The 25,590-nt window shown below is 42.6% G+C and carries 20 protein-coding genes; 9 read left to right on the forward strand and 11 right to left on the reverse strand.

Features of this window, described 5'->3' with window-relative positions:
• Positions 1-13: 13 nt before the first annotated feature.
• Positions 14-1,150: a glycerate kinase gene (locus I3249_RS02275; RefSeq protein WP_238068354.1), complete on the forward strand. Its 1,137-nt coding sequence runs from the start codon at positions 14-16 to the stop codon at positions 1,148-1,150.
• A 64-nt stretch (positions 1,151-1,214) separates the two neighbouring features.
• Here I3249_RS02275 and I3249_RS02280 read toward each other — a convergent pair whose 3' ends face one another.
• Positions 1,215-2,084, reverse strand: a complete 870-nt coding sequence (locus I3249_RS02280; RefSeq protein ID WP_238068357.1) for a LysR family transcriptional regulator — start codon at positions 2,082-2,084, stop codon at positions 1,215-1,217.
• A 105-nt stretch (positions 2,085-2,189) separates the two neighbouring features.
• Here I3249_RS02280 and I3249_RS02285 point away from each other — a divergent pair, with 105 nt between their 5' ends.
• Together I3249_RS02285 and I3249_RS02290 are read left to right on the forward strand one after the other, a co-directional pair.
• A complete protein-coding gene (locus I3249_RS02285; RefSeq protein WP_114700921.1) occupies positions 2,190-2,690 on the forward strand; it encodes a lactoylglutathione lyase family protein in 501 nt (166 codons plus the stop codon).
• A 196-nt stretch (positions 2,691-2,886) separates the two neighbouring features.
• Entirely contained in the window at positions 2,887-3,699 is an 813-nt protein-coding gene (locus I3249_RS02290) for an enoyl-CoA hydratase (RefSeq protein WP_238068358.1), read from the forward strand.
• 190 nt (positions 3,700-3,889) lie between these two features.
• On the opposite strand, the gene I3249_RS02295 is transcribed toward I3249_RS02290, so the two are convergent.
• Positions 3,890-4,228 (reverse strand): RidA family protein, encoded by a 339-nt coding sequence (locus I3249_RS02295; protein WP_055124581.1) that lies wholly within the window; start codon positions 4,226-4,228, stop codon positions 3,890-3,892.
• 163 nt (positions 4,229-4,391) lie between these two features.
• Positions 4,392-5,639: an FAD-dependent oxidoreductase gene (locus I3249_RS02300; RefSeq protein ID WP_238068359.1), complete on the reverse strand. Its 1,248-nt coding sequence runs from the start codon at positions 5,637-5,639 to the stop codon at positions 4,392-4,394.
• A 389-nt stretch (positions 5,640-6,028) separates the two neighbouring features.
• Between I3249_RS02300 and I3249_RS02305 the strand changes: the two genes are divergently transcribed.
• Complete coding sequence (locus I3249_RS02305) at positions 6,029-10,696, forward strand: AAA domain-containing protein (RefSeq protein WP_238068360.1); 4,668 nt, start codon at positions 6,029-6,031, stop codon at positions 10,694-10,696.
• Between the two features lie 49 nt (positions 10,697-10,745).
• Here the strand turns inward: I3249_RS02305 and I3249_RS02310 are convergent, their stop codons facing one another.
• On the reverse strand, positions 10,746-12,950 hold the full coding sequence (locus I3249_RS02310) for an ATP-dependent helicase (protein WP_238068361.1): 2,205 nt from the start codon (positions 12,948-12,950) through the stop codon (positions 10,746-10,748).
• Positions 12,951-13,359: 409 nt separating this feature from the next.
• Between I3249_RS02310 and ychF the strand changes: the two genes are divergently transcribed.
• The 4 genes from ychF to I3249_RS02330 all read left to right on the forward strand — a co-directional run bounded on the left by ychF (position 13,360) and on the right by I3249_RS02330 (position 17,633).
• Positions 13,360-14,451 carry a redox-regulated ATPase YchF gene (gene ychF / locus I3249_RS02315; RefSeq protein ID WP_102094907.1) on the forward strand — a complete coding sequence of 364 codons (1,092 nt, stop codon included), beginning with the start codon at positions 13,360-13,362 and terminating at the stop codon, positions 14,449-14,451.
• A 128-nt stretch (positions 14,452-14,579) separates the two neighbouring features.
• Positions 14,580-15,158 (forward strand): hypothetical protein, encoded by a 579-nt coding sequence (locus tag I3249_RS02320; protein ID WP_238068362.1) that lies wholly within the window; start codon positions 14,580-14,582, stop codon positions 15,156-15,158.
• Positions 15,159-15,432: 274 nt separating this feature from the next.
• On the forward strand, positions 15,433-16,848 hold the full coding sequence (locus I3249_RS02325; protein WP_238068363.1) for a deoxyguanosinetriphosphate triphosphohydrolase: 1,416 nt from the start codon (positions 15,433-15,435) through the stop codon (positions 16,846-16,848).
• Between the two features lie 104 nt (positions 16,849-16,952).
• Entirely contained in the window at positions 16,953-17,633 is a 681-nt protein-coding gene (locus I3249_RS02330) for a TetR family transcriptional regulator (RefSeq protein WP_057759356.1), read from the forward strand.
• A 21-nt stretch (positions 17,634-17,654) separates the two neighbouring features.
• On the opposite strand, the gene gspK is transcribed toward I3249_RS02330, so the two are convergent.
• The 6 genes from gspK to I3249_RS02360 form a co-directional block, all read right to left on the reverse strand.
• Positions 17,655-18,686: a type II secretion system minor pseudopilin GspK gene (gspK, locus tag I3249_RS02335; RefSeq protein WP_238068364.1), complete on the reverse strand. Its 1,032-nt coding sequence runs from the start codon at positions 18,684-18,686 to the stop codon at positions 17,655-17,657.
• 48 nt (positions 18,687-18,734) lie between these two features.
• Positions 18,735-19,595 (reverse strand): type II secretion system protein GspJ, encoded by an 861-nt coding sequence (locus I3249_RS02340; RefSeq protein WP_238068365.1) that lies wholly within the window; start codon positions 19,593-19,595, stop codon positions 18,735-18,737.
• On the reverse strand, positions 19,592-20,062 hold the full coding sequence (gene gspI, locus I3249_RS02345) for a type II secretion system minor pseudopilin GspI (RefSeq protein ID WP_238068366.1): 471 nt from the start codon (positions 20,060-20,062) through the stop codon (positions 19,592-19,594). Before gspI ends, I3249_RS02340 begins: the two co-directional genes overlap by 4 nt.
• A 35-nt stretch (positions 20,063-20,097) precedes the next feature.
• Positions 20,098-20,799 carry a prepilin-type N-terminal cleavage/methylation domain-containing protein gene (locus tag I3249_RS02350; RefSeq protein WP_346268573.1) on the reverse strand — a complete coding sequence of 234 codons (702 nt, stop codon included), beginning with the start codon at positions 20,797-20,799 and terminating at the stop codon, positions 20,098-20,100.
• Positions 20,800-21,124: 325 nt separating this feature from the next.
• Positions 21,125-21,808 (reverse strand): TetR/AcrR family transcriptional regulator, encoded by a 684-nt coding sequence (locus I3249_RS02355; RefSeq protein ID WP_057759351.1) that lies wholly within the window; start codon positions 21,806-21,808, stop codon positions 21,125-21,127.
• 233 nt (positions 21,809-22,041) lie between these two features.
• The gene (locus tag I3249_RS02360) at positions 22,042-22,830 is read right to left on the reverse strand and encodes a TatD family hydrolase (protein ID WP_238068369.1); all 789 of its coding nucleotides are present in this window, start codon (positions 22,828-22,830) and stop codon (positions 22,042-22,044) included.
• 256 nt (positions 22,831-23,086) lie between these two features.
• On the opposite strand from I3249_RS02360, the gene I3249_RS02365 reads away from it, so the two are divergent.
• On the forward strand, positions 23,087-23,752 hold the full coding sequence (locus I3249_RS02365; RefSeq protein ID WP_101205458.1) for an acyltransferase: 666 nt from the start codon (positions 23,087-23,089) through the stop codon (positions 23,750-23,752).
• A gap of 21 nt (positions 23,753-23,773) precedes the next feature.
• Here the strand turns inward: I3249_RS02365 and I3249_RS02370 are convergent, their stop codons facing one another.
• The gene (locus tag I3249_RS02370) at positions 23,774-25,561 is read right to left on the reverse strand and encodes a GspE/PulE family protein (RefSeq protein ID WP_238068370.1); all 1,788 of its coding nucleotides are present in this window, start codon (positions 25,559-25,561) and stop codon (positions 23,774-23,776) included.
• Between the last annotated feature and the right edge of the window lie 29 nt (positions 25,562-25,590).

Below are 25,590 nucleotides of genomic sequence, written 5' to 3' on the forward strand. Positions count from 1 at the left end.
CAGAGAGACCTTCATGAAGATTTTAATCGCCCCCGACTCGTTCAAAGAAAGCTTAGAAGCACTGGATGTTTGCCGCGCTATCCAATCTGGTTTTAGTCAGGTATTTCCTGATGCTGACTATACGCTATTGCCGATGGCTGATGGCGGCGAAGGCACCTCGGCGGTATTATCTTATGTATTGGGCGGTCGTTGGAAAGACGTTAGAGTACATGATCCTTTAATGCGACCGATCACGGCTAAATATTTGCTATTACCAGATAATACTGCCGTTATCGAAATTGCTCAAGCTTGCGGATTACATTTGTTAAAGGCGACAGAACGCAATCCTGTTACTACCAGTAGTTATGGTGTCGGTGAGCTGATTACTGATGCTTTAGACGAAGGCGCTAAGCGTATCATCATTGGTCTGGGTGGTAGCGGAACCAATGACGCAGGGCTTGGCATGCTCATGGCACTGGGTATAACATTTCATGATGTCAATGACAGCTTGCTCACTCATGGTGGTGGCGCACTTGCCCAGCTGCATAGGATTGATAATCGTCATCTTAATGCAAGGGTTCTCGATACGGTATTTGAGGTCGCTTGTGATGTGACCAACCCACTATGCGGACTATTGGGCGCGAGTGCCGTGTTCGGGCCGCAAAAAGGCGCTTATCCAGAGCAAGTCAACGAACTGGACAAGGCACTCAGTCACTTTGCGGCTGTATGCGACCAGCAAGGCTATGATGAGTGTCAAAATGTCGAAGGCGCAGGAGTCGCTGGTGGTCTTGGCTATGCGATGATGACGTTTTTTAACGCGCAGTTAAAATCAGGGTTTAATACCGTCGCCGAAGTGGCTCATTTGTCAGAGCATATCGCTGAGGCTGATCTGGTCATCACAGGTGAAGGCAAACTAGATGTGCAGACTGCCATGGGTAAAGTGGCAGGCGGTATCAGTCATATCGCTACAGCCAATAATACGCCTGTCATCGCCATCTGCGGTAGTGTAGACGGTCTAAAACCTGCGCAAACCAGCCAGTTCGATGTCATTATGCCAAGTATTCAAAAGATAGATACTCTCGATAATGTGCTGAGTCAGGCTTATGACAATATCGAAACGACAGCAGCCAACGTTGCGGCAGCCATCAAGTTAGGTCAATCAATGGCATAATGCAGATTTATAATTTATAGTCAGCGTATGTATCCATTGATACTATATTGACCTTGCTCTATTTCTATAGCCACTTCTTTACTTCATCAATGACAGTATGCATTCTATTAGAGAGTGCCTGCTGTCGTCTTATGGCAAGATATAGCGTCTCGCTAACGGCAACGGGCAGATAGTGACTGTGAATAAGCTCAGGCTTTGGATAAGCAGCCACTGCGTGTGCAGGTAGCACGGTAAAGCCGATTCCTCTACTGACGGGCTCTAAAATCAGACCTATCTGATTAGAAAAGCCTTTTTTCTTAAAGTCATTGATATGTTGAAATTGCTCATAGTTAGCAGTCAGTAGCATGCCTGCATGATGTGAACCATCTGGATGATCAATAAATCCAAGCTGGGTGAGCTGCTCCCAACTTGGCTCTACTGTAGCCGCAGGTGTCACCAGTATCAATGCTTCTTGAGCCACTGGCTTACAACTCACTGTCTCATCCCCTGAGATATCTGTCATAAAGCCGATATCAATCTCGTGATTTGCCAGTGCTCGTTCGATATCAGCATTGGGTGCAAAGCGATAATCAATCACTAGATTTGGATGCTGTTGCTGCAATGTCAACAGCTGCGGATACAGCTTAAGCCCCACACTACCCGGTGACATCAGTCGCACCAGTCCTTCATAAGGTGGATCCTCACCGATTCGCTGTTCTAAATTTGATAATCGCTGCAGTATCTCGCCTGCTTCTTTATACAGCTGCTCACCTGCATTGGTCAATGAGAACTGCTTTCCTTGTCGAATCAGCAAGTCAATCTCTAGCTGCTCCTCTAGCTTACTTATGTGTTGGCTGACACCAGACTGCGTCATATATAGACGTTCAGCCGTACGAGTAAAGTGCCCAACTTCAGCAAGCGTGCAAAAGGTGCGTAACCATGTGATATTTATCATTACTTTTCATAATTATTTATATAATATTTGATAATTTTACATAATGAATATGCGTTTGTATACTGGCCTCACGTTAAACAAGAATACATCAAACAGGAGCATAATATGAACAACGTTTATCCAAGAAGCTTTTCGCACATCGGTCTTTCAGTCCCTGACCTAGATGCCGCCGTAAAATTTTATACTGAAGTAATGGGTTGGTACACCATCATGGAACCTACTGAGATTGTCGAAGATGACAGTGCCATTGGTGAAATGTGTACCGAAGTATTTGGTGCTGGTTGGGGCAGCTTTCGTATCGCTCACCTTTCGACTGGTGACCGTATCGGCGTCGAGATTTTTGAATTCAAAAATCAAGAAGACCCTGAAAATAACTTTGAATACTGGAAAACTGGTATCTTCCACTTCTGCGTTCAAGATCCAAATGTTGAAGAGTTGGCTGAGCGTATGGTTGCAGCAGGCGGTAAAAAGCGTATGGAAAAACCACGCTACTACTACCCTGGTGAAAAGCCATATCGCATGATTTATATGGAAGACCCGTTTGGCAACATCGTTGAGATTTATAGCCACAGCTATGAGCTTATCTATAGCGAAGGTGCGTACTAATCTCAAATTAAACAGCTCAGTATGGTTCTAGATTAAATCTGACTGAAAAATAGCGTACTCATAACTTGAGTGCGCTATTTTTGTTTTTGAGCACTCTATATTAATAAACTATTGTATAGACTATAAGCCATGCTATTATTTAAATTACTGTATATAGTAGTTGCCAAATCAAACAATCGATTAACAAGGATGATAAATGACTCAATCTGACGTTACTTTAGACATAGATGACCTGTTGGTTATTAGAGAAGACAATAAAGAAAATGGCGTTGTCACGCTCACCTTAAACCAACCCAAACAATTCAATGCGTTGTCCGTTGAAGTATTGTCTGCTATGCAAACAGAGCTAGACAGTATCGCTCAAGACGATACGATCAGAGTCGTGGTTATTCAAGCGACAGGCAAGGCATTCTGTGCTGGTCATAATCTAAAACAAATGCGCACGCATACAGATGCAGCATTTCACCGTGCCCTATTCCAGCAATGTAGCAAAATGATGCTTACCATCAACCGTATGCCGCAAGTCGTTATCGCAAAAGTACAAGGCATTGCTACCGCTGCAGGATGTCAGCTGGTTGCAGCTTGTGACTTAGCCGTTGCCGCTGATAATGCAAAATTTGCCACTTCTGGGATAAACGTTGGACTGTTCTGCTCTACACCTGCTGTAGCCGTCAGTCGCAATTTACCTCGTAAGCAAGCGTTTGAGATGCTAATCACAGGTGAGTTCATCGATGCGCACACAGCCTTGCAATATGGCTTGATCAATCGAGTAGCAGCAGCAGAGCAACTCGATCAAACACTACAGTCATTGATAACAGCAATCACTGCCAAGTCTCCGGTAGCAGTAAAAACTGGCAAAGATATGTTTTATAAGCAGCTGAGCATGAACATTGAAGATGCGTATGATTATGCCAGTGAAGTTATGACGGGCAATATGATGGCAGACGATGTGGGTGAAGGGATTGATGCTTTTATTGAGAAGCGCCAAGCAGTATGGAAAGGGTGCTAACCCTTATTATACTAATCACTGTATCGCCTAGCTGACGTTATACGGCGTGTGCTTGGATTAAAAAGCTAGCACGCCCTTTTTCGATCATTAAATTTACTTATTGCCAAGCATAAAAAAGGCCACGATATCATTATCATGGCCTTTTTTATTTCTATTTGATACAGGTACTACAGATGCTGCGAGCCGTTTATTACTCAGCAGCGATGGCGATCATCTCAACCAATAGCTCAGGACGTGCCAATGCTGACTCACCACAAGCGCGAGCTGGTGGCTGAATACCTTCAAACCACTGGTCATAAACTTCATTCATAGCAGCAAAATCAGCCATGTCTTTGATCCAAACCGTGACTGATAGTAGCTTTGATTTATCACTGCCAACTTCTTCTAGCAACGTTTGGATTTTTTCTAGACAAGTCAATGTTTGCGCTTTGATATCGTCTTCTGCATTACCTACCTGACCACACAAATAGATCGTCTGGTTATGGATTACGGTTTTGCTCATACGTTGATTGCTGTGTAGTTTCTTAATCATGTCTATACCTTTCATTTATTAATTTAAGTCTGTGCTAACTATAGTCAATCCACTATAAAAGCGTTACAGCGTTAACCTCGCTTGAAGTATGACATATACATCTGCACTCGGTTGCCTTGTACCGCTCTTAAATTGGATCAACTATATATCAGTTACACGCTTAGTTAGAAAAACGCTGGGCACTAAATGGTGCAAGATTGACCAAGGTAGGCTTATCGTGGATCATCTCTTCAACCAGACGACCTGTCATTGGCCCTAAGGTAAAGCCTTGATGGCTGTGACCAAATGCGAACCATAGTTTGTCATGCTTGTCAGCAGGACCGATTACTGGCTTCATATCAGGCATACAAGGACGAGAGCCTGCCCATGCTTCACTCTCAACCGCATCTTCTAGTGGCAAGATTTTTTTAGCAAGCTTCAGTACAGTTTTTAACTGACCAAAGTTCTTTGGCGCATCCATGGTGGTCATCTCAGCACCAGTAGTGATACGGATACCCTGCTGCATTGGCCCCATTACAAAGCCTTTGTCCATATCAAACATACTGTGATTGATGGTGTTCTTTTCTGTCACTTTGAAATGCTGATGATAGCCGCGCATTGGGAATAGTGGCAAGTTATAGCCAAGTGGTCTGATCAAATCATTGGACCATGGGCCCGCTGCAATGACCAATTTATCACTATAGTAGGTATCGTTATCAGTGATAACCTTCCAACCTTCGCCATCTTTTACAATTTCTTTCACATCGCTTTCTTTGATCGTACCCTGCATATCTTGGAAGTTTTTTGCATAAGCTTTTACGAGCGAGCTTGGGTTTGATACTTGCCAAGAGTTTTTCCAATGAATCGCGCCAACGAAACCTTCAAAATTGGCACTAGGCTCCATTGCTTTGAGCGCTTCAAGGTTTAGTACGTTATGCTCAACACCTTGGTTACGTGCGTCGATGGCTGATACTTGAGCTTCTTTAAACGTCTCTTCTGAGCGATGCAATTGCAACCAACCATCACGAGTAATGAGCTCGTCAGCACCAGAGGCGCTAATCATAGTTTGGTGCTCACTGGTACAATGCTCAATCAACGTCTGCCACTCTGATTCGATCTTTTTGACCGAAGCCGGTGTAGAGTATTTCCAGTACTGAAGCAGTGCTTGGTGATAACGTAAAATGGCCGGAATACGATAGCGAATATCGGTACCTTGGTTTGGCAACACTCTGATCATTTCTGTCAGCTGACGAGGAAAAGGATGTGTATGAATGGCTTCGCGCTGAATCAATCCTGCATTACCGTATGAGGTCTCTGACCCTGGCAATTTTTTGTCTAACAATAATACATTTGAGTTATTTTTTTGTAGATGCCACGCGATTGACGTGCCAACCATACCTGCACCGATAACGATAACTTCGTAGCGCATAACCTATCCTTTTCTTAGGGTGTTAATACAGAGTATCAAATATAAGGGTCTAACAGAATTAGGTGGTAATAGTAACGCATTAGGATAAATTTGAAACCCTTATCTGAGAAATATTTTCACGTCACATACTTTTGGTTATGGGGTTTTTGAGAAGGTATTTTTGATAGGAATAGTTGAAGTTTGTTTGATGAAATAGTAATGATTGGTCATCATTTTTTAAAATATTAGATACGACTTAGCCCTATGAATTTCTGTGCTATAGTTTAGTATTTTCTGATTTAAAACTTATCAACCGCCTGAGCAGTTTTATTATAAAGACTGATAAACAGTATGTGTAATATGACAGAGAGGTCAGGGCTTAAATTTTGATGATTTAGAAGGTTTAACAAATGAGTATTTACGCACGAAGACTGGCCTCTCAGATTGAGTTCATTAAGCAGTGTGCTTTGATGAAAAAAACGCCTACTCAAGATTTTACTAAACATAGTGATTTCACTTGTACTGAGGAACAAGTAATAGACTTGCCAGGTACCAGCCTGAACATCACTGATGATGCCTCCGAGGACGTTTGGCTTCGTGTAGAGCGATTACGTGAAAATTCAGCACCTAAACCCAACAGCTCACTATTAGCAAACTGGTTAAAGTTTCCAGCAAAATTCAGCGATCAACCTTTATTGCAAGAAAAAATCAATATAAAAAATCTAATAGATGATGGTGTTATCGCTTATGAAGAAGCATTTACACCATTTGAAGTTGATGACACCTATCACAATGAATTATTAGACATAGAAGCATCATCAGAAAAAGAGGTTTATTTAAAAGATTTCTCGGAAAGAGGGCTTGTACAAAAGGAATTTAACGATTATCTCAAAGAAATTTGGAAACCTTGGCTAGCACAAGAGAAACTCGTCCGCCAAAGTGTTGATTTATATTCTAGCCTATTCATGCTTAATCAACAGCTTCAAGGCAATCTAGCTGATGCACAGCTAGAGTTAGTATGGGGTATGGGTATTGCTCTAAGAAAAAGCAATGACAATGAGCAAAGTAGCAAGCAGATAAAGTATCCCCTATTGACGCAATCTGTTGAAATCACCTTAGATCAAAAAACGATGGCGTTACTCATCAAGCCTACCCTATCCACTCCTACGCTTGAAACCGAACCTTTTTCTATAGAAGAAAATCAAGGTTTGGCTAAGTTATTAAAAAACAGTAAAGAGTTTTATGGTTCAGAAGATGTTTCATTAAATCCTTTTTTGCCAAGTAGCTATGAGCCTATCTTGAAGTCAGCCGTTACTTTGCTTGACTCCTCTGGCATTTATCAGCCAGATCATACTAATGCAGATGATCGAAAAATACCTAAAGTGCAGAATAGCTTAATGGTTACTGACACATGGGTCATTATGGCGCGTCCCAGAAGCAATAACATATTTTTACAAGATTTGAACAACCTATCAATGCAGCTAGAAACGGTCACTGACATCAATTTACCGAGCGCACTTAAAGCAATATTGACAGAACCCGCCACAGAAAACAAAGAAGCCATACTTCCTGCTTATCGTGGTTTATCAACGGTGAGCGGCAGTGATAGCTATATCGGCGCGCCAGCCGAACTATATTTCCCCAAAGCATTCAATGATGAGCAAGTACAAATCATACAGCAACTGAATGTCTACGATGGGGTGGTCGTTCAAGGCCCACCCGGTACAGGAAAAACCCATACTATTGCCAATGTCATTTGTCACTACTTAGCACTTGGCAAGCGGGTACTGGTCACGTCAATGAAAGACCCTGCATTAAAGGTGCTGCAAGGACAACTACCTGAATCTATTCGCCCCCTCGCCGTTAGTCTACTGACCAGCGAGAACGAGGGTTTAAAGCAGTTTGAACATGCCATCAAAAAAATATCGAGTGAAGTGTCTAGTATCAATCGTGATGCCTACAAAAAAGACATCCTCATGTTTGACAATCAAATTGATACTATTCATGCACAGTTAGCCAACACTGACAATAAAATCACGGCTTGGGCACGGTTAAATCTTGATGATATCACTATCGATAACGAGACTATCAAGCCTATAGATGCGGCGACTGAGGTTGCTCAAAACAGACAGTTGATAGACAGCTTTCCCGATAAATTGGGTATAGAAGAGACATTTAAGCCTCGATTTACTCATGCTGATATCACGGCGCTAAAAAATGCAAGAGTAAACCTCGGCAGTGATTTGGCTTATGTTAATAAAAAAATTCCTGCAGTTGCAGAAATGCCACCTAGCAATGCTATAAAACAACTTCATAAAGATTTGAGTTATCTCAACGAGTCACATGTAGCTGAGCAGCAAGGAGAACTACCAAGCTTAATAAATGACAGTGCTAGCACAATAAATATTGCTCACGAAGTCACTTCTAATACTTCTCGTTTAACTGATCTGCTACAGAAAATTATAGCAGCTGGGCAGAGCTGGACGACTGACATTCAGCAGGATTTAGCTAATGAGACTAAGCAAGACATCATCGCTCATCTCACTATACTGAATGATGAAATCAAAGCGCTTTTTGATGAGAGAACCATTTATTTAACCAAACCTATTACGATGACAGATGATTTTGATAAGAATCTAGAGCTCGTTGACGCGGTGAAAAATTTATCTGAAGGCAAAAAGCCATTTGGTCTCGCTGGGATTTTTGGTAAATCTGCTGAGAAAAAAAGCCTTGAGTCTATAACAATAGTCTCATCAGCACCATCAAGTGAGGCAGACTGGCAGTATATATCCAGCTTTATAACGTTTAGAAAAAAATCTCAAGCGCTTATCCTTCGCTGGAATGCTCTATCAAATGAGCTGTCCCTGCCAATATTTGAAGTATCATCCGATAATTTATCTGCGTTACATTCAGCCGTTCATCTATACGATGATATCGTTGATAGCAACAACCTACAGCAAACTATCAAGCAGGCGTTAAGCACTATATTTATAGATTGGAGTGTTATTTCTGCAACACCCTATAACAAAGAGATTTTGGTTGAGGTTGAAAATACGCTTAAACAACATTTAAAGAGACATAATCTGGCTGAAAACCTCACGTTAAAAGAGACGTTGCTTAATAACCTTGCTAGCTGCAAAGGCAATATTAGTGAAAAAATGACAGCCTTTGTCACTCAAAATATTGGTGACCCGAGTTTATCTGATGATGAATTACAAGCAGACTATCAAGAACTGCTTAATGAGCTGCAACGAGTAAATAATCTTGCAACAGACTTACAGACAGTCGCTGACGTTACCCAGCTCATTGAAGATAACGGCGCACCACTTTGGGCAAAAAAATTGCGTTATGAACCTTGTCATAACTCTCAAGACACCTTGGCATCGGATAACTGGCAACAAATTTGGCGCCTTAGCCGATTGACGAGCTTTATCGACAGCATCGACGGTCGCAAGGAATTGGTTCAACTGGCAAGAACTCGTGGCAGTTTAGAAGTAAATTTAGCTAGACTCTATCAAGAAGCCATCACCAAAAGAGCATGGCTAAAAGTCGCAGAAAATGCGACGCCAAACGTGAGAGCATCTTTAGAAAAATACCGCTCTGCCATTATGCGTATCGGTAAAGGAACAGGCAAAGGCGCACATTATTATCGCCGAGAAGCGCGAGAAGCCTCTGCCGGAGCAAGTGCTGCTATTCCGTGTTGGATTATGCCGCATTATCGTATTTCTGAGTCCTTGCCAGCAGAATTTGGAAGTTTCGACTTGGTTATCATCGATGAAGCATCTCAATCTGATTTAACTGCACTACCAGCCATCATGAGAGCCAAGAAAGTGTTGATCGTTGGTGACGATAAGCAAGTGTCACCAGAAGGCGTTGGTCTTGATATCGAAAAAATTCGTAATTTGATGGCACAATATTTGAGCAATCAAGTCCCTGTTTATCGCTCACAGATGTCGCCTGATCGTTCAATATATGATTTATTTAAAGTCGTTTTTGCCGATAGCAGTGTGATGTTAAAAGAGCACTTTCGTAGTGTTGCGCCTATTATTGAGTTCTCAAAACGTGAGTTTTACAACCATGAGCTGATACCTTTGCGTAAAGCCAAGCCCTCAGAGCGCTTGGACCCTCCATTAATTGATATTTATGTCACCGATGGCTATCTTATTAAAGGCACTAATATTAATCCATCAGAAGTTAGATTTATTGTCAATGAAATCAAGACCATCGTTTCTGACCCAACTTACAAAGGTAAAACCATCGGTGTTGTCTCATTGCTAGGCAATAAGCAGGCGCATAATATTATGGAGATACTCAATAAAGAGTTGGATGAAGCGGTAATGACTGCTTTTGATATTGCTTGCGGTGATGCTAGAACCTTTCAGGGTAAAGAGCGCGATATCATGTTTTTATCATTGGTAGTGGCACCCGGGGCTGCCCATGCACAAACGAGAGATACCTTCGCTCAGCGAATGAATGTCGCTGCTTCAAGAGCACGCGATAGGATGTATTTAATACGCAGTATTGAACTGGATGAGCTAAGCCAAGCAGATCACTATCGAGCAGAGCTTATCAAACACTTTCAAGCACCATTCATGCAAGATGAAGAAGAAGTCTATGATTTGCGTGATAAATGTGAGTCTCCCTTTGAAACAGAAGTCTTTGATATTCTGGTGGAGAGAGGCTATCGAGTGGTTCCACAGGTCAAGGCTGGTGCCTACCGAATCGATATGGTTGTCGAAGGTGAAAATGATAACAGTCTAGCCATTGAATGTGATGGCGATAGATATCATGGTCCTGATAAATGGGATAGCGACATGCAACGCCAGCGTATTTTGGAGCGTGCGGGCTGGAAATTCTGGCGCTGCTTTGCGTCCACATTTGTCACTCGTAAAAAAGAAGTTATCCAAGACTTATTAGCAGAATTGGAACGTTTAGAAATTTATCCCATCACTACCGACACGGCATATAGCAGCTCGTATGTTGAATCTAGAGTCGTCACCACTGTTGATGAGCCACTAATAGATACTGACCTTAACATTGATGCCAATATAAATAGTGAGACGGAAACTGACGCTTAAATATATAAGATTCAATCAATACCAGTATGGCGGTAATACCCTCAAAAAATCACCACCATATTGGGTCATCATCTTCTATCATGGTTCTCCTTGTCGTCTCAACCGTTACCTCGTCCGCAGATAGCTCAGCGATAAAACGTGACGGCTTGTCAAAATATCCAGAATAACTAGAAAAGTAGTTCGGTGCTGTCAGATACAACTGTGTCTTTGCACGACTACAGGCAACATAAAACAGCTTACGCTCTTCTTCTAATGCTTCAAAGTCATCTAAAGAACGATGATGCGGCGTGATGCCATCTACTAAAGAATTCACAAATACTACTGGCCATTCAAGCCCTTTAGCACTATGAATGGTCGAGATAGTGACTTTGTCATTGCTACTGTCTTGCCCGTTATCCGAATTGCCCATCACAGCAACTGAATCATTAGGTGGGTCTAAAGCGAGATTTTCTAAAAAGCTATCAAGGCTTGTGTGCTCTGTCGCTAAGTTCTTTAGCACCCGAAAATCTTCGGTACGCTCACGCCAATTTTCTTCAATCAGCTTTAGCACTGGAATATAAAACACAAGAATATGTTCAATGGCTGTCTCGACCGATTCAGCTTGCTGTGCCTTGGTAAGCGCATGATATAGAGGTTCTAGCTGATTGCTCTTTTTTGCAAAAGGCGCTGCTAGTAAGGATTCAAATGCATTATTGTCAGCAGTAATGGCTTGGGTTAAGCGCGTCGCCGTCACTGCACCCACCCCTTTAAACAAAGTTAAAATACGATGCCAAGCAATTGTGTCATTTGGGTTATAGAGTATTTTGACAAAGGCCAACACGTCTTTGATATGACGTCTTTCAATGAACTTGATACCACCCACGACGATAAAGGGAATATTGCGCGCCATAAACTCTAACTGTATGTAATTGGATTGAAATGACGTACGGCATAATACAGCAAAGTCGTTGTAGTCATACTCTGGCTTTAGCGCGACAATCTTATCAGTGATATAGCCCGCTTCTTTTGGCTCATCACTGAGTCGTCGAAATACTGGTTTGTGTCCTTCTATCGGCGCATCAGAATACAGCTGCTTTTGATAGCCTAGCGTGATTTGCGCGGACAACGCGTTGATATAGTTTAAAACTGACGGCGAGCTGCGATAATTTTGCTCAAGCTTAATAAGTTTGGCTTGAGGATAAGTCTCACCGAATAGCAAAATGTTTTCGTAGTTGGCACCGCGAAAGGCATAGATGCTTTGATTGTCGTCACCGACGACCATCAGCGATACCGTCTCAGGCTCACATATTAAGTCGATTAGCTGCTTTTGCGGAATATTGGTGTCTTGGTATTCATCAACCATAATGTAACGATATTGGCTTTGCAGCAGCTGTCGAAAGGTGTCATTGGTTTTTAAATGACGCACTACTTGGCTAATTATGTCATCAAAATCATATAAGTGATTGGCGCGCTTATATTCATGGAAATCAACTGCCAGCTGCTCGATGATAGGAATATGCACAGCAATATCTGGGTAGTTACTTTCGATTAAGTCGCGAATATGTATATGTCTGTTTCTAGACGTCGAGATGATATTTTGCAGCGTTTTTTTACGCGGAAAGGCTTGTGCCTTGGTTTGAGCAGGATACTTTTTTTCTTTATGCACCAAGTCGATAGCATCCTCACTATCGCCAGTATCCAGAATCGTAAATCGCGGATTGATACCGAGCAGCCCTGAATATTGTCGTAGCAACATATTACAAAAAGAGTGAAAAGTACCACTAGTGATGCTATTTAATGCTTTATTAGTTGGCAGCTTATCCTCAGCCAACTCTTCATCTGATAGTTCTTGATTTGAAAGACTGCTAGCTAGCAAGGATTTAGCTCGATCTTTTATTTCATTTGCCGCTTTACGCGTAAAGGTCAGTAGCAAAATCTCTTTAGGCGACACTCCGTTTTCTAATAGATAACTGGTGCGATAGGTCAAAGTTTTGGTCTTGCCCGAACCTGCACCAGCAATGACCAATACTTTGCCATCGATCGTAGTCGCTGCCATTAGCTGATCAGGATTTAACTCACTGGCATAATCGACCTTTAACCCCAGTCCACTATCTAGCCTCTGTTTTAACAACTTAAGGTTTTTCGTCTCAGCAGTATCGATTAAATTTGCTTCTAATTTTTTAATAGCCTGCTCAAGCCGTGTCAGTTTAGGTTTCATCTCAAGAAAGTTTTGCGGGTATTTATAATGGCGTGTGTCAAAAATCGAGGTTGTCATTGTCTAAAATTGCCTTACATTTTATTTTGGCGATATCATCGACTTATGTCTGACTGTTTATAGCTTTAGAATAAGTATGATTTGCTAAAATTAGCAGAATATATATGCTGAATTTACGTGAACTTTAAGCCCTTATCTATACGTGACAGTTTACCATATTAAAAATTAGTGGTTATCAGCTCACATAAACTATGTGTCACTCGTAGTGATTCGCCTCATTCATTTTTAAGCTCCTCATATGACCTACTTTTATCATAAAGCTGCGTATTATCATCGAGTAAAAACCTGAGCATATACCGTAACAACCTCACCCCTATTCAGGTAAATTTGCTACAATGTGCCCAATTTTGATTTATCATTTAACCAAACTTTATACCAACTTATTTTATTAATACATTGAGAGAATGTTATGGGTTTTAATTGCGGCATCGTCGGCCTACCAAACGTGGGTAAATCCACCTTGTTTAATGCGTTGACCAAAGCGGGTATCGCCGCTGAAAACTTTCCATTTTGTACCAAAGATCCCAACACGGGTATCGTACCAGTACCAGACCCACGCCTAAAACAACTGGCTGACATCGTCAATCCTGAGCGCGTATTACCAACGACGATGGAGTTTGTCGATATCGCAGGTTTGGTCGCAGGCGCGTCAAAAGGCGAAGGCATGGGTAACCAGTTCCTAGCCAACATCCGTGAGACCGATGCGATTGCTCATGTTGTACGCTGTTTTGATGACGACAATGTCGTACACGTTGATGGCCGCGTTAGCCCGATTGATGATATCGAAACCATCAACACTGAACTGGCACTCGCTGATTTAGAAGCTGTTGAACGCGCGGTATTTAACTTGACCAAAAAAGCAAAAGGCGGCGATAAAGACGCTGGCGCCATGCTTGATGTGTTCAAAAAGATTGAGCCATTACTAGCAGAAGGCAAAGCGGCTCGTGCTGCTAACCTAGACGCTGATGAGAAAAAACTAATCAGAAGCTATGGTTTAATTACGCTAAAGCCAACCATGTATATCGCTAACGTCTCTGAAGATGGTTTTGAAAATAACCCATACCTTGACGCTGTTCGTGACTATGCCACTGGTGAAGACTCTATCGTAATCGCGCTATGCAATCAGATCGAATCTGAAATCGCCCAACTTGATGAAGACGATAAAAAAGACTTCCTAGCTGAAATGGACATGGAAGAAGCCGGTCTTGATCAAGTAATCCGCGGTGGCTATGACTTACTAGATATGCAGACTTACTTTACCGCTGGCGTGAAAGAAGTACGTGCTTGGACTGTCGCTATTGGTGCGACAGCGCCGCAAGCAGCTGGCGTAATTCATACTGATTTTGAGCGTGGTTTTATTCGTGCTGAAGTCATTGCGTATGATGACTTTATCGAATACAACGGTGAAAAAGGCGCTGCTGCTGCTGGTAAATCGCGTTTAGAAGGTAAAACTTACATCGTACAAGATGGCGATGTTATGCACTTTAGATTTAACGTGTAACTTTAAATAGTACAGCTTATTTAAAGTTAATTAGCCGATGTTGGATATTCTCCATCATCGGCTTTATTTTATCTATCAATTGTTATATTATAACATATCTTTATTTTTCTTATTTGAGGGTTCATACTGTGACTAACTATTTTTCTAGACTTGCAGGTATTACGATATTAGGAACTGTGATAGCAGGCTCTTTACTAGGCTGTCAGCCAAACAACGATACCGATGCAGTAGTATCTGAAAAAGTACCAGTAGATAATCACGCCGAGCATGAACAAGGTCATGAAATGCATGACAATAAAGAGCATGAAGATCACGGCCACGAAGAACATAGTGATATGGAACACGATCATGAAAGTCATAGCCACGAAGAACATACGCACGCAGGTCATGATCGTGCAACACACGCCAGCAGCAGCACCCCTTTCTCTTGTGAGCCTACTGCTACTATCGGCGTTTCTTATCATAGCGACAGTACACCACAGACAGCGCATTTGCTCATCGATAGTATCGAATACGATTTAACAGCTACTGCTAATAGTGAAACTGATTCTGATAAAGGCATTTATACTAGCGATATTGGATTAGACGATACCCACGGCATCATATGGCAAGTAAATGGAGACAAAGCGACATTGCTCAATAAAACACTGGACAGCGATGTAGCTATCGACAAGGAATACGTACTTTTTAACTGTCAAAAGTCTTAATATAGTTGATTCCATATAATTTGGATACAAGCAAGGTGAGTGAAAGTACTACCAGTAGTAGGCTAAGCAAAATTGGCACCGTATCCAATTTATAAGGCATTAACTCTAGTCAAAGAAGTCTAAAGCGGGTACAAGGCAGCCGACTACAGATTGTACAAATAGTACCTCTAAGGAGGGTAACGCCGTAGCCGTTTAGTAGTTTTCTGACTATATAGCTGTACCAAGGGCGCTATTTTGCTATGCTAGAGGCTCCCTTGGTTCCGGATGTTTCAATATGCTAAATAAACCAACTTCCTTATCGTCCCCTACCACACAATGGTCACATCTCCTCAACTCACAGCGTCTTGGTGCTTCCAAAAAATTTAACGCCAATACCAGTACTCGCTCTCAGTTTCACAAAGACTATGACAGACTGGTATTTTCTCACTCTTTTCGCCAGTTAAATCAGAAAACCCAAGTCCATCCATTGACCAATCAGCTCGGTATTCATACGCGCCTGACTCACTCGCTAGAAGTTTCTTCTATTGGTCGCTCTTTGGGAATGATGGCTGCCGAAAAAATTCATGACGCACTAGGTAGCGGCCTGCCAGCAGGAGTTTCACCAGCAGACGTCGGTGTGATCGTACAAGCAGCTTGTCTCGCTCATGACATTGGCAATCCGCCTTTTGGCCACGCTGGAGAGTATGCGATTCGTGATTGGTTTAAGCAGCCTGAACCGCAAGCAATTTTGCAAAATTTAAGCAGCAACGAGCGACTGGACTTACTGGCATACGAGGGTAATGCTCAAGGGTTTCGCCTATTGGCACGTAATGAGCATCACCCTGACAAGGGTGGTATGCGGCTCACCTGTGCCACGCTAGGCGCCTTTATGAAGTATCCGTGGTTGGCAACTCACAGTAACGATGTCAATGACAACCATTATAACGTGCAAAAATTTGGCTGCTTTTATAGCGAAGCGTCTCAATTAGAAGAGTTAGCGGCGTGCTTGCACTTACCACGCTCAGAGCAACACGATGGCTTTGCGCGCCATCCATTGGCTTACCTGCTAGAAGCGGCAGATGATATCTGTTATGCGCTAATCGACTTAGAAGATGGCATCAATCTGAATATGCTAACCTATAGCGAAGTTGCCACGATATTTTATGAGCTGATTGGTGAGCGTCCAAGCAGCGTAAACTTGCCAGCGCATATGTCTGTCAGACAAAGCCTAGCCTCACTGCGGGCACGAGCCATGATGCGTTTGGTCAATACCGTCACCGATGCTTTTGTAGCCAACAGTGATGCATTGCTAGCTGGCACGCTGCAAGGTAGCCTATTTGCCCATTGCGATACCAGCGTACAAAATGGTATCAATCAAGCTAAGCAGCTGGCACGCGAAAAAATATTTAACCATCCGAGCAAAGTAAGAATGGAGCTAATGGCCAATCAATGCCTGCATAGCCTATTGAATGCCTTTATGCCGCTCGCTTGGACTGGATCTCAAACTACAACCATGCAGCCGCCGATGTCTTTTGAGCAGCAACGTCTGTTAAGATTACTACAGCCCCATCTTGACGAACATCGCCGCATCTTGTCTGACGATATCTATCATAATGTCTTAAATATTTTGGATTTTATTACAGGTATGAATGACCACGAAGCATATCGACTGGCGCAAGAATTGCAAGGTCATTGGGGCACAGTGGTTTAAAAGACCAGTGCAGGCTTAGTAAATTAACATGAATGGCGTATTTCAGTCGTATTTATGCGTTGAAATGAGTATGATAAACACCTACCGGACAATTTTGAAATATTATGAGCAGTCGCGAACAAAAAAAACTTCAAACTCGGCACGCCTTTTTTAATGCTGTGCTCGATTTATGTATGACAGGGCAATCTTTTAGCTCTATCAGTCTCAGACAAGTAACACGCGAGGTTGGCGTTGTGCCGACTGCGTTTTATCGCCATTTTGATGATATGGAGTCACTCGGGCGCGCTTTGGTCATTGAGGAATTGGGCGGTACGTTAGCCACGTTAAGTGATAGCCTGCAGATTGGCCGCAAACGTAGCTTTGATCGTCAAATCGCAAAAAGTATTCAGCTATTCTTGTACATGGTCAGTGATCAGCCTTATTACTGGCAGTTTTTGGTCAGTGAGCGTTATGGTGGATCAGAAGCAGTACGCAAAGCCATCAATGAGTTGATTAAGATACATGCTCAAGGGTTGGCCGACGACTTAGCGTTGCAGCCAGCGTTTACCCATATCAACGCTTATGACCGTCGTCTATTGGCTGAAGCTGGTGTGAATATGTTTTTCTCTTGGATTATTGATTGGCTAGAGCTGACCTATACGGAAGATCATGATGATGAGATTGATCTAAATGAAATCGAAGAGAACAAACAGCTAATGCTGCATAACTGTACTCGTCAAGCACAGATGCTTTTTTACGGGGCATATAATTGGAAGTCTAGCGAAGAAACACGCCTAAAAGACTAAATAAGATCTCAACACCATTTGCTAAAAGCTCGGACGAAATGCCCATAGTCTCTGTGTCACTACTTTGACTTCCTTGGGCATTTTACCGTCTACCTCACTACTATTAACTGCTTGATTATTATCAACGACAGTTTTACTAATCAGAACAGTAGCAAAACGCTCCCTCGCCTGACCGACAGTTGCATTATCAGTCGCTGTGATAAGTGCCATAAATGCTTGGCTATCAACGGCAAGCATGGGTGTTAAGGCTTTTCGTTGCTCATCATTCACACTGCCAAATATCGGTAATTGCCATACTGCATCAATAGACGTCAGCGCCTGCTGCGCGCGCATATCTACCAAGGCTTGCATCTGTTGGCTGTTAGCACCCTCAATTAGTGCGGCTAACAATACAGGACTGGCAGTATTGATATTAATCGGCACATAATAAGGCACTGCGGTAAGATAAGGCCGTAATACTGCTAATGTTTCAGCGCTCACCCCTGTCACTTCTAGTAGCTGATCGATACTGACAAAAGGCTGATTTGGCAGAGCATCTGTTGCTACAGCATTTGACTGGTGCGCATATACCGTACTTTCATCACCGCCATCTTGATATACCTCACCGTCTGCATCTTGCCAATCAAGTATAGCAATAGCGATATCAGGCTCTAGATTTAGTTGCGTGAGTAGTCGTTGGAATACTGCTAAAGCAGTGGTATTGGCCGACCCATCTTGATACAAATTATTAATGTTAAAACGACCAGACTCATCGCGTAGCTCGATGCTGACACTGTGACTAGCCAATGTATAATGTGGTATAGGCTGCGCCCAGATATCTTGCGCACTATCCGTATCATTGAGGTTGCTATCAGCGCGAAGCATCGTCACTGCTAACTGCTGACCTGCATCGATATCTTGCAGCAATTGATTCTGATCGAATAACAGACCACTACGCCTAATTGCAATTTTTTGGCTAGCAAGCATCGACCCTGCAACCACAGTAATACTCACTACCAATAATAAGATAGTCAGCAGTGCAACACCGCGTTGAGAGTTCGCAGTCATCGACATACATAACCTTTGTTATTGAGCAATTGATGCATTTTAACTACTACCTTCTCAATTATTCGTTCCCGCACTACTATTATTGTCACTACCATCACTACCGCTGTTGTCATTATTAGCATTATCATTGCTGCTACTATCTGTGTTATTGACTGTGCTTTGACTATTGCTATGCGATATCGGTTGCGGGGCGAGTGCCCATTGCCAAGTGATTGGCATATCTTGGTATGTAAAGCTAACCGCGACTCCTTTCGGCAATAAAACAGCTGTTGGCTTGGAATTCGCTGTATTCGCTGATTGTACTACTGCTACGCTTGCACTACTGCCACTGTTAATGTCATCGCTCGGAAATCTGGTACTTAGCTCTGGTAGATAGGCTTGCCAGCTCCCTGCTGTGACACCTTCAAGCAATACGCTGTCCAAGCTGACGCTATCACGCCCGCCTTCCATACTGGTATACTGGCGACGTATCAAACGCTCATCTGCAAAAATATATTCGATACGTTGGAGGCTATTGCTATTCTGATATCGTGGATCAGGATCGGCAAAGCGTACAAAGCTGACATGCTCGCCATCTAAGCTCATAAAGGGCTCAGGCGCTATTTTATTTATTTGTCCGTTTATTTGCTCGCTTGATTGAGGTTTGTTGTTCGTATTACTACTATCGCTTGGACTGTTATTCGCCGCACTGACACTTTGAGTAGTCGACGCTTGATAAGGGATAATTTGACCCATGTCTTGCTGTAATTGCAAATAGGCGTACTGCAAGACAGCCAGATTGTCAGCATGAAATTGCGCGCGCTCACGAGCACGGTTGACCCCATCAAATACTTGCCAGCCTGCAACAGCTAGCATCGCAAATATTGCCATGGCAACCATTAGCTCAAGTAATGTGAAACCACGCTGATGCCTCACAGACCGCCCTCTGCTTGCCCGCTATCACCTGTTGTGCTTAGACCACTTAAATCCAAACTGCCCGTATCTTGCTCAGTATTACTTAGCATCACAGTGATATCAGTGACTGATGTACGCGTCTGTCCATCTATAATAGGCGCAACTGCGATATTTACTTCTTTTAGAGCAGGTGTGATGGCGTCACCTACTGTCATTGCTATTTGCCAATCACGCCCTTGTGCATTAACAGTTTGGGTACGGTTGGCTGTCAGCCACGTCTCTTGAATACGTAAATCAGCGGCGGCATTTTGAGCGACAAAGTGAGCAAGCGTACGAGTACGCAATATATCAACTGAACTCAGATATGCACTACTGGCACGGCTCGCCGCGACTGCTACCACTGCCAAAATAGCCAAAGCAACCATCACTTCGATAAGGGTAAAGCCGCTCTCGCGCCCAGACTTGAGTGATATAAATCTTGATGACATAGGCTGATTTGTCATAGGAGGTTTATATAATTTAGTCACTCTAACCCCTGTCCGATTCGCATGCTACCATCTGGCATTATCGTAATCACCTCGCCCACTAAACGCGAATCGTGAAGTACTTCAATGGTGACGGGCGTTGCTTGTCCTGTACCAAACCACAATACCTGCGGTACATTTTGATCGCTAAACCAAGGCTGTAACGTTTGGGTTCGTCCCGTACTCTGTAAACCGCTAGAATCCAAACTTTGAACTCTAATACTCACGCCAGTGGGCAGTTCAGGCAAATTGATATCCGACTCGACTTCCCAACTTGGCGTTGGTTTTTGCTCATCAGTAGAGCCTGATAGACCAGCAACTTCTGCCGACAGCTCCATAGCATTTTTAGGCCGACTGTCGGTGCTATCTGGCGTCATATTAGTTGTCTGATACGCAACATATGGATTTGATAAGGTAACGATGACTGGCTCTACTTGACCTTGCTTGTCTGCCTGCATACGCAAACCCATTGGCTGCATACGTTCAGCCGATAATAGTCGAACGTAGCTCAACGAATCAGTCAGATGCTCATAAAAAGCGCGGTTTTTGCGGGATTCACTGCTACCGACAGACAAACTCATTATGCCAGCAAATATAGATAAGATAACCACTACCACCACGATTTCTACCAATGTAAAACCAGCCTGTGTCCGACTGTTTATTGATGAGAATGATGATAAGTGATGGATATCAGTTGATATGGAGAAGCAGCTTCGACAACGGTCTGTAGGTCTTATATCTAAGCAGTTTGACTGAGACGTTTGACTAATTAAAGTGAAAGAGCAAGTAGCCGCTGAACTGGACTGAGTCTTGACAGTGACCGGCATATTGCACCTATAAGCCCAATTTTAATTGTCGCAGAATGAGAAAAAGTTTTTGAAGAATATTAAAAGATATATGAATTCGTGCTGCAATAGTAAGCATTACAACACGATTTATCAAAGCCAAAAAAAGTTCACAACCCAAAAATTACTTGCTACTTTATTAATAGTTCCTTTACTAAGAGCTACTTTACCAATAACTACTTTAGTAATTGGTATTACGGTGCTCTTCTGATTCAGTATCGATTTGCTCTACCAGCTCTTGCATATCCTCATCCATGACCTCTTCATCATCAGCAGGATAATGGCTTGGCAACTCTAGCACTTGCTGAACAAAGGCATAACGCAGCGTATCACGGCGACCTAAATAGCGTTGGTAAAAGCTTGAGTTTAGTAGCCCTGCACCGCCCTGACCAATTGCCCAAATAGACGATAGATAATCACGAGTACTCAAATTACTGTGCTCATCTTTTAGGTATGCGCTAATAATATCAATCAAACGCTTCATGCGCTGGCGACGGATATCATATAACTCACCAAACAAACGATTGAGACCAGTTACTGATGCTGCCAGACGCTCTTCGATTTGGTTCAAAAGCATGGCTTTTTGAGGATTGAATAACTGCTGAAAAATCATGCGGGCCACACCTGCCGAGGGGCAGTCATCAATACGGTTAATCTCAAACAATTGCTCTTCGTAACGAATAATAATACGCAGATAAAGCTCATCTTTACTGGAGAAATGCTTGTACAGGGTGCCTTTAGCCAAATCGAGCTGATCTGCCAAACTGTCTAAAGTGATATCACCATCGCCTGACTCAAGTAGCAATTGTTCTGCCATCGCTAAGATGTTCTCTTCTCGTGCCTTGAACTGGTGCTGACGACTCATAATCTCTCCTAAAACATGACAAGATTAAGCATATGACCATCAATTATGTGCGTACATTTGGCAATGAGCGTATAAAACTATACAAGAACTGCTGAAATACCATAAAAGGGATATGCTTATATTTACAAATAGTCATTAATAATCATATAGTTACATTTAGTAAATCAAATACTAAAGGGGATTGAACTATACGACTATCACATAAATGACTGACTGGTCATAGCATAACCATTTTAGCGATACTGTGCCAGTAAATTTTCAAAGTTTTTTGCGGTTAATGCTCCGACCTCGTTACTATCACAACCATACATATCTGCGATAAAGCTCGCGACGTAGGGTACGTAGGCAGGCTCATTGGGACGACCACGCTTAGGCACAGGCGCCAAATATGGACTGTCGGTCTCAATCAAGATTCTGTCTCTAGGCATATGCCTTGCAGCATCTTGGATATTTTGGGCACTTTTAAAGCTAACAATGCCTGAGAAGGAGATATAAAACCCCAAATCTAAAGCACGTTTTGCGGTCTCCCAATCTTCAGTGAAGCAATGAATAATACCATGCTCAGCGCCTTCACTCTTTAAGATATCGATCGTATCTTCTTTTGCGTCACGCATGTGTATGACAAGCGGTTTTTTTAGTTGCTGACTTGCATGGATATGACGTGCAAGACTGGCTTGCTGCTCTTTTTTATTTTCTGTAGACCAGTAGTAATCTAGCCCTGTCTCGCCTATTGCCCATACACGGTCTTTATCAGCAGTTTCTATTAAACGCTCAACCGTCGCTGATTTCAGTACATCGATATCTTCACAGGGATGAATACCTACACTCATTCCTAGATTTAGCGTCTCGTCGCCATAGGTACTCACAATATTGGCAATCTCGTCATATTCTGCAAAATCACACATGATTGCCATCGCACGGGTAACATTAGCAGTTTTCATGGCGTCAATCGCGCCAGATAATTTACCATCGTATTTCGTCAAATCTAAACGGTTAAGGTGACAATGAGTGTCTGTAAACATAAATAATCTCGTTATTAAAACTTTCTCAATTAAAAGTCTGGGAATTAAAAATTTGAATCTTGTTTGCATTGATTGCTGTGAAGGAAGCTGTTTTCAAGTATTGTTTAACGGTACACTACCTTAAATGGCTATCAAAAATACTCTAAATAGAATTTATTCTAAATAAATGGATGATACGAACTTAGTCGATACATCATAACAATCTTTTAAAAGCCGAAGCTTCAAAACCTTTATTACCTCTCATAAGTGCCATACTATGAACCATAAAAAAACTATCACTCTACCCCATATCTTCAAAACATTGTTGCCCAAGCAACTATATAAACAACGGTTTTTATTACAAGATAAAGGCCATAGTAATTACATTGAAATAGCTAACGACGTACGTATCATTGGCAACTCCACCATTACTATTCGTAAAGGTGATAACAATCGAATTACCATTGGTAGTCATGGGAAACTTAATAAACTAAAAATCGACATTAATGGTAATCACAATCAAGTCACTATCGCAGAACATGTTAAATTCTCTGGTCAATTATTAGTCGTTGGTAATCATTTACGCATTCATATTGGTGAGTATACCACTGCCATTGACTGCTATATCTTGGCACGTGATAAGAGTGTGACTATTGGTAAGTCTTGCATGATATCGCGTGGTATTGAAATTCGCGCTACCGATGTGCATAAGGTCTACGATATAGATACTAACGTACGAGTGAACAAAGCACATTCTGATGTCATTCTAGGAGATCATATTTGGATTGCGGCTAATGTGACTATTTCAAAAAACGTCTCTATCGCTGATGGATGTATCATCGCAGCAGGTGCCTTCGTCAATAAACCAGTCACTATACCAAACTGTATGGTAGCAGGCACACCAGCAAAAATCATTCGCCAAAACGTACGTTGGGAACGCTAAACACGACTTCAAATACAATCGTTAATTAAGAGGCACGACTCGCATCACCTCTTCTATGGTTGTCACGCCTTCACTAATACGTTTTGCACCTGATAAACGTAACGGCTGTAGACCTTCACGGTAGGCTTGTTGTTTGAGCACATCTAAATTTGTATCGGCTGCAACCAGTTTTTTTAATTCGTTAGACAACGGCATAATCTCGTATAGGCCGACTCGTCCCTGATAACCAGTATGTCGACAATGCTCGCAGCCTTGAGCCATATAAATTTGTGCTGGGGCAGGTGCGCGCCAAGGCTGTACCAACTCCTGCCATTGGATGGCAATTTCACTGTCTGGCACAACGTCTACCGCTTTTTTGCAATGCGGGCATAGCGTACGTAACAAGCGCTGTGCCATTACGCCTAAGATAGTTGCTGATGTCAAAAATGGTTGAATACCCAAATCATGCAAGCGAGTGATTGAACTTGGCGCATCGTTAGTATGTAGTGTCGAGAGCACCAAATGCCCTGTCAATGAGGCTTGTACTGCCATATTGGCTGTTTCAGCATCACGAATCTCCCCTACCATAATGATGTCAGGATCTTGACGCATCAAAGAGCGAATGCCGTCAGCAAAGTTTAAATCGACACCTGGATTCACTTGCATTTGATTAAATGCAGGTTCAATCATTTCAATAGGATCTTCAATGGTACAGACATTGACTTGTTCAGTCGCTAACTGCTTGAGAGTACTATACAAGGTCGTGGTCTTACCCGAACCTGTAGGCCCAGTGACCAAAATAATGCCGTTTGGATGAGCAGTCAATTCATGCCATGTTTCAAGCTGCTTGCCGGATAGACCAAGCTGAGCAAAGGAACGTACCAGTACTTCAGGATCGAACACCCGCATGACCAACTTTTCACCAAAAGCGGTTGGCATAGTCGACAAACGAAGCTCTGTCTCTAACCCCTTCGGCGTTCGCGTCTTTAAACGACCATCTTGCGGCTTACGCTTTTCTGCAACGTTTAGTCGACCTAGAATTTTGATACGTGCGGTCACCGCGACGATGATTGCCAATGGCATCTCATACACAGTGTGGAGCACACCATCGATACGGAAGCGCACTTTACCTGTCTCACGGCGTGGCTCTAAATGGATATCACTAGCTCGTTGCTCAAAGGCATATTGCAACAGCCAATCAACGACTCTGACAATATGCTGATCATTGGCATCAGGATTAGTATTGTCACCCAATTGCAATAATGCTTCGACATTGGTCACATCGGCAGCTGCACGCTTATGGACACTATTTGCGCCTGCAATCGCCTGGGTAACTTGATAGAACTCTTGACGGTAACGTTTGATCTGCTCAGGATTGATATAGACCGTACGATAGCTTTTTGATTTGATCAATTTTTCAATACTTGAGTGCCAGTCAGTATAAAAAGGCTGATCCGTTCCGATAACCACTTCGTCTACAGCGATCTCAATCGGTAAAATATGCTGCGAGCGTGCATATTCAAATGACATCAATTGTGTGACTACAGGGACATCAACTTTTAGAGGATCAATACGAACGAGAGTCATATCTGCTTTAGCCGCCAACCACTGATTGAGCCAAGCCAAAGTTAATTTATTTTCAGCGCTGTTGTCCGTCGCATGGCCATTCGGTAAGCCAAATTCACTAATCGTTAGTAGAGGATGCTGCGCTTTGTCGCGGCGGCTAGTAATGACTAGGTTATAGCCGCGTTGGTCAATCACTTTATCTGCCAATAGCTCATCTAGACACCAACGCAAATCAATCACTATCGAGTATTGTTGAGCAGACATATCTCTCTTCTTCTATTTTTTTAAAATGT

Source organism: Psychrobacter sp. Ps1, from assembly GCF_022129425.1.
In the GTDB taxonomy this organism is placed as follows: Bacteria; Pseudomonadota; Gammaproteobacteria; order Pseudomonadales; family Moraxellaceae; genus Psychrobacter.

Coding starts and splice junctions, on each gene's coding strand:
- gspK (WP_238068364.1), bottom strand. CDS start 18,686: ATGTCGATGACTGCGAACTCTCAACGCGGTGTTGCACTGCTGACTATC.
- ychF (WP_102094907.1), top strand. CDS start 13,360: ATGGGTTTTAATTGCGGCATCGTCGGCCTACCAAACGTGGGTAAATCC.
- I3249_RS02285 (WP_114700921.1), top strand. CDS start 2,190: ATGAACAACGTTTATCCAAGAAGCTTTTCGCACATCGGTCTTTCAGTC.
- I3249_RS02275 (WP_238068354.1), top strand. CDS start 14: ATGAAGATTTTAATCGCCCCCGACTCGTTCAAAGAAAGCTTAGAAGCA.
- I3249_RS02290 (WP_238068358.1), top strand. CDS start 2,887: ATGACTCAATCTGACGTTACTTTAGACATAGATGACCTGTTGGTTATT.
- I3249_RS02330 (WP_057759356.1), top strand. CDS start 16,953: ATGAGCAGTCGCGAACAAAAAAAACTTCAAACTCGGCACGCCTTTTTT.
- I3249_RS02325 (WP_238068363.1), top strand. CDS start 15,433: ATGCTAAATAAACCAACTTCCTTATCGTCCCCTACCACACAATGGTCA.
- I3249_RS02280 (WP_238068357.1), bottom strand. CDS start 2,084: ATGATAAATATCACATGGTTACGCACCTTTTGCACGCTTGCTGAAGTT.
- I3249_RS02300 (WP_238068359.1), bottom strand. CDS start 5,639: ATGCGCTACGAAGTTATCGTTATCGGTGCAGGTATGGTTGGCACGTCA.
- I3249_RS02355 (WP_057759351.1), bottom strand. CDS start 21,808: ATGAGTCGTCAGCACCAGTTCAAGGCACGAGAAGAGAACATCTTAGCG.
- I3249_RS02305 (WP_238068360.1), top strand. CDS start 6,029: ATGAGTATTTACGCACGAAGACTGGCCTCTCAGATTGAGTTCATTAAG.
- gspI (WP_238068366.1), bottom strand. CDS start 20,062: ATGTCATCAAGATTTATATCACTCAAGTCTGGGCGCGAGAGCGGCTTT.
- I3249_RS02365 (WP_101205458.1), top strand. CDS start 23,087: ATGAACCATAAAAAAACTATCACTCTACCCCATATCTTCAAAACATTG.
- I3249_RS02370 (WP_238068370.1), bottom strand. CDS start 25,561: ATGTCTGCTCAACAATACTCGATAGTGATTGATTTGCGTTGGTGTCTA.
- I3249_RS02310 (WP_238068361.1), bottom strand. CDS start 12,950: ATGACAACCTCGATTTTTGACACACGCCATTATAAATACCCGCAAAAC.
- I3249_RS02360 (WP_238068369.1), bottom strand. CDS start 22,830: ATGTTTACAGACACTCATTGTCACCTTAACCGTTTAGATTTGACGAAA.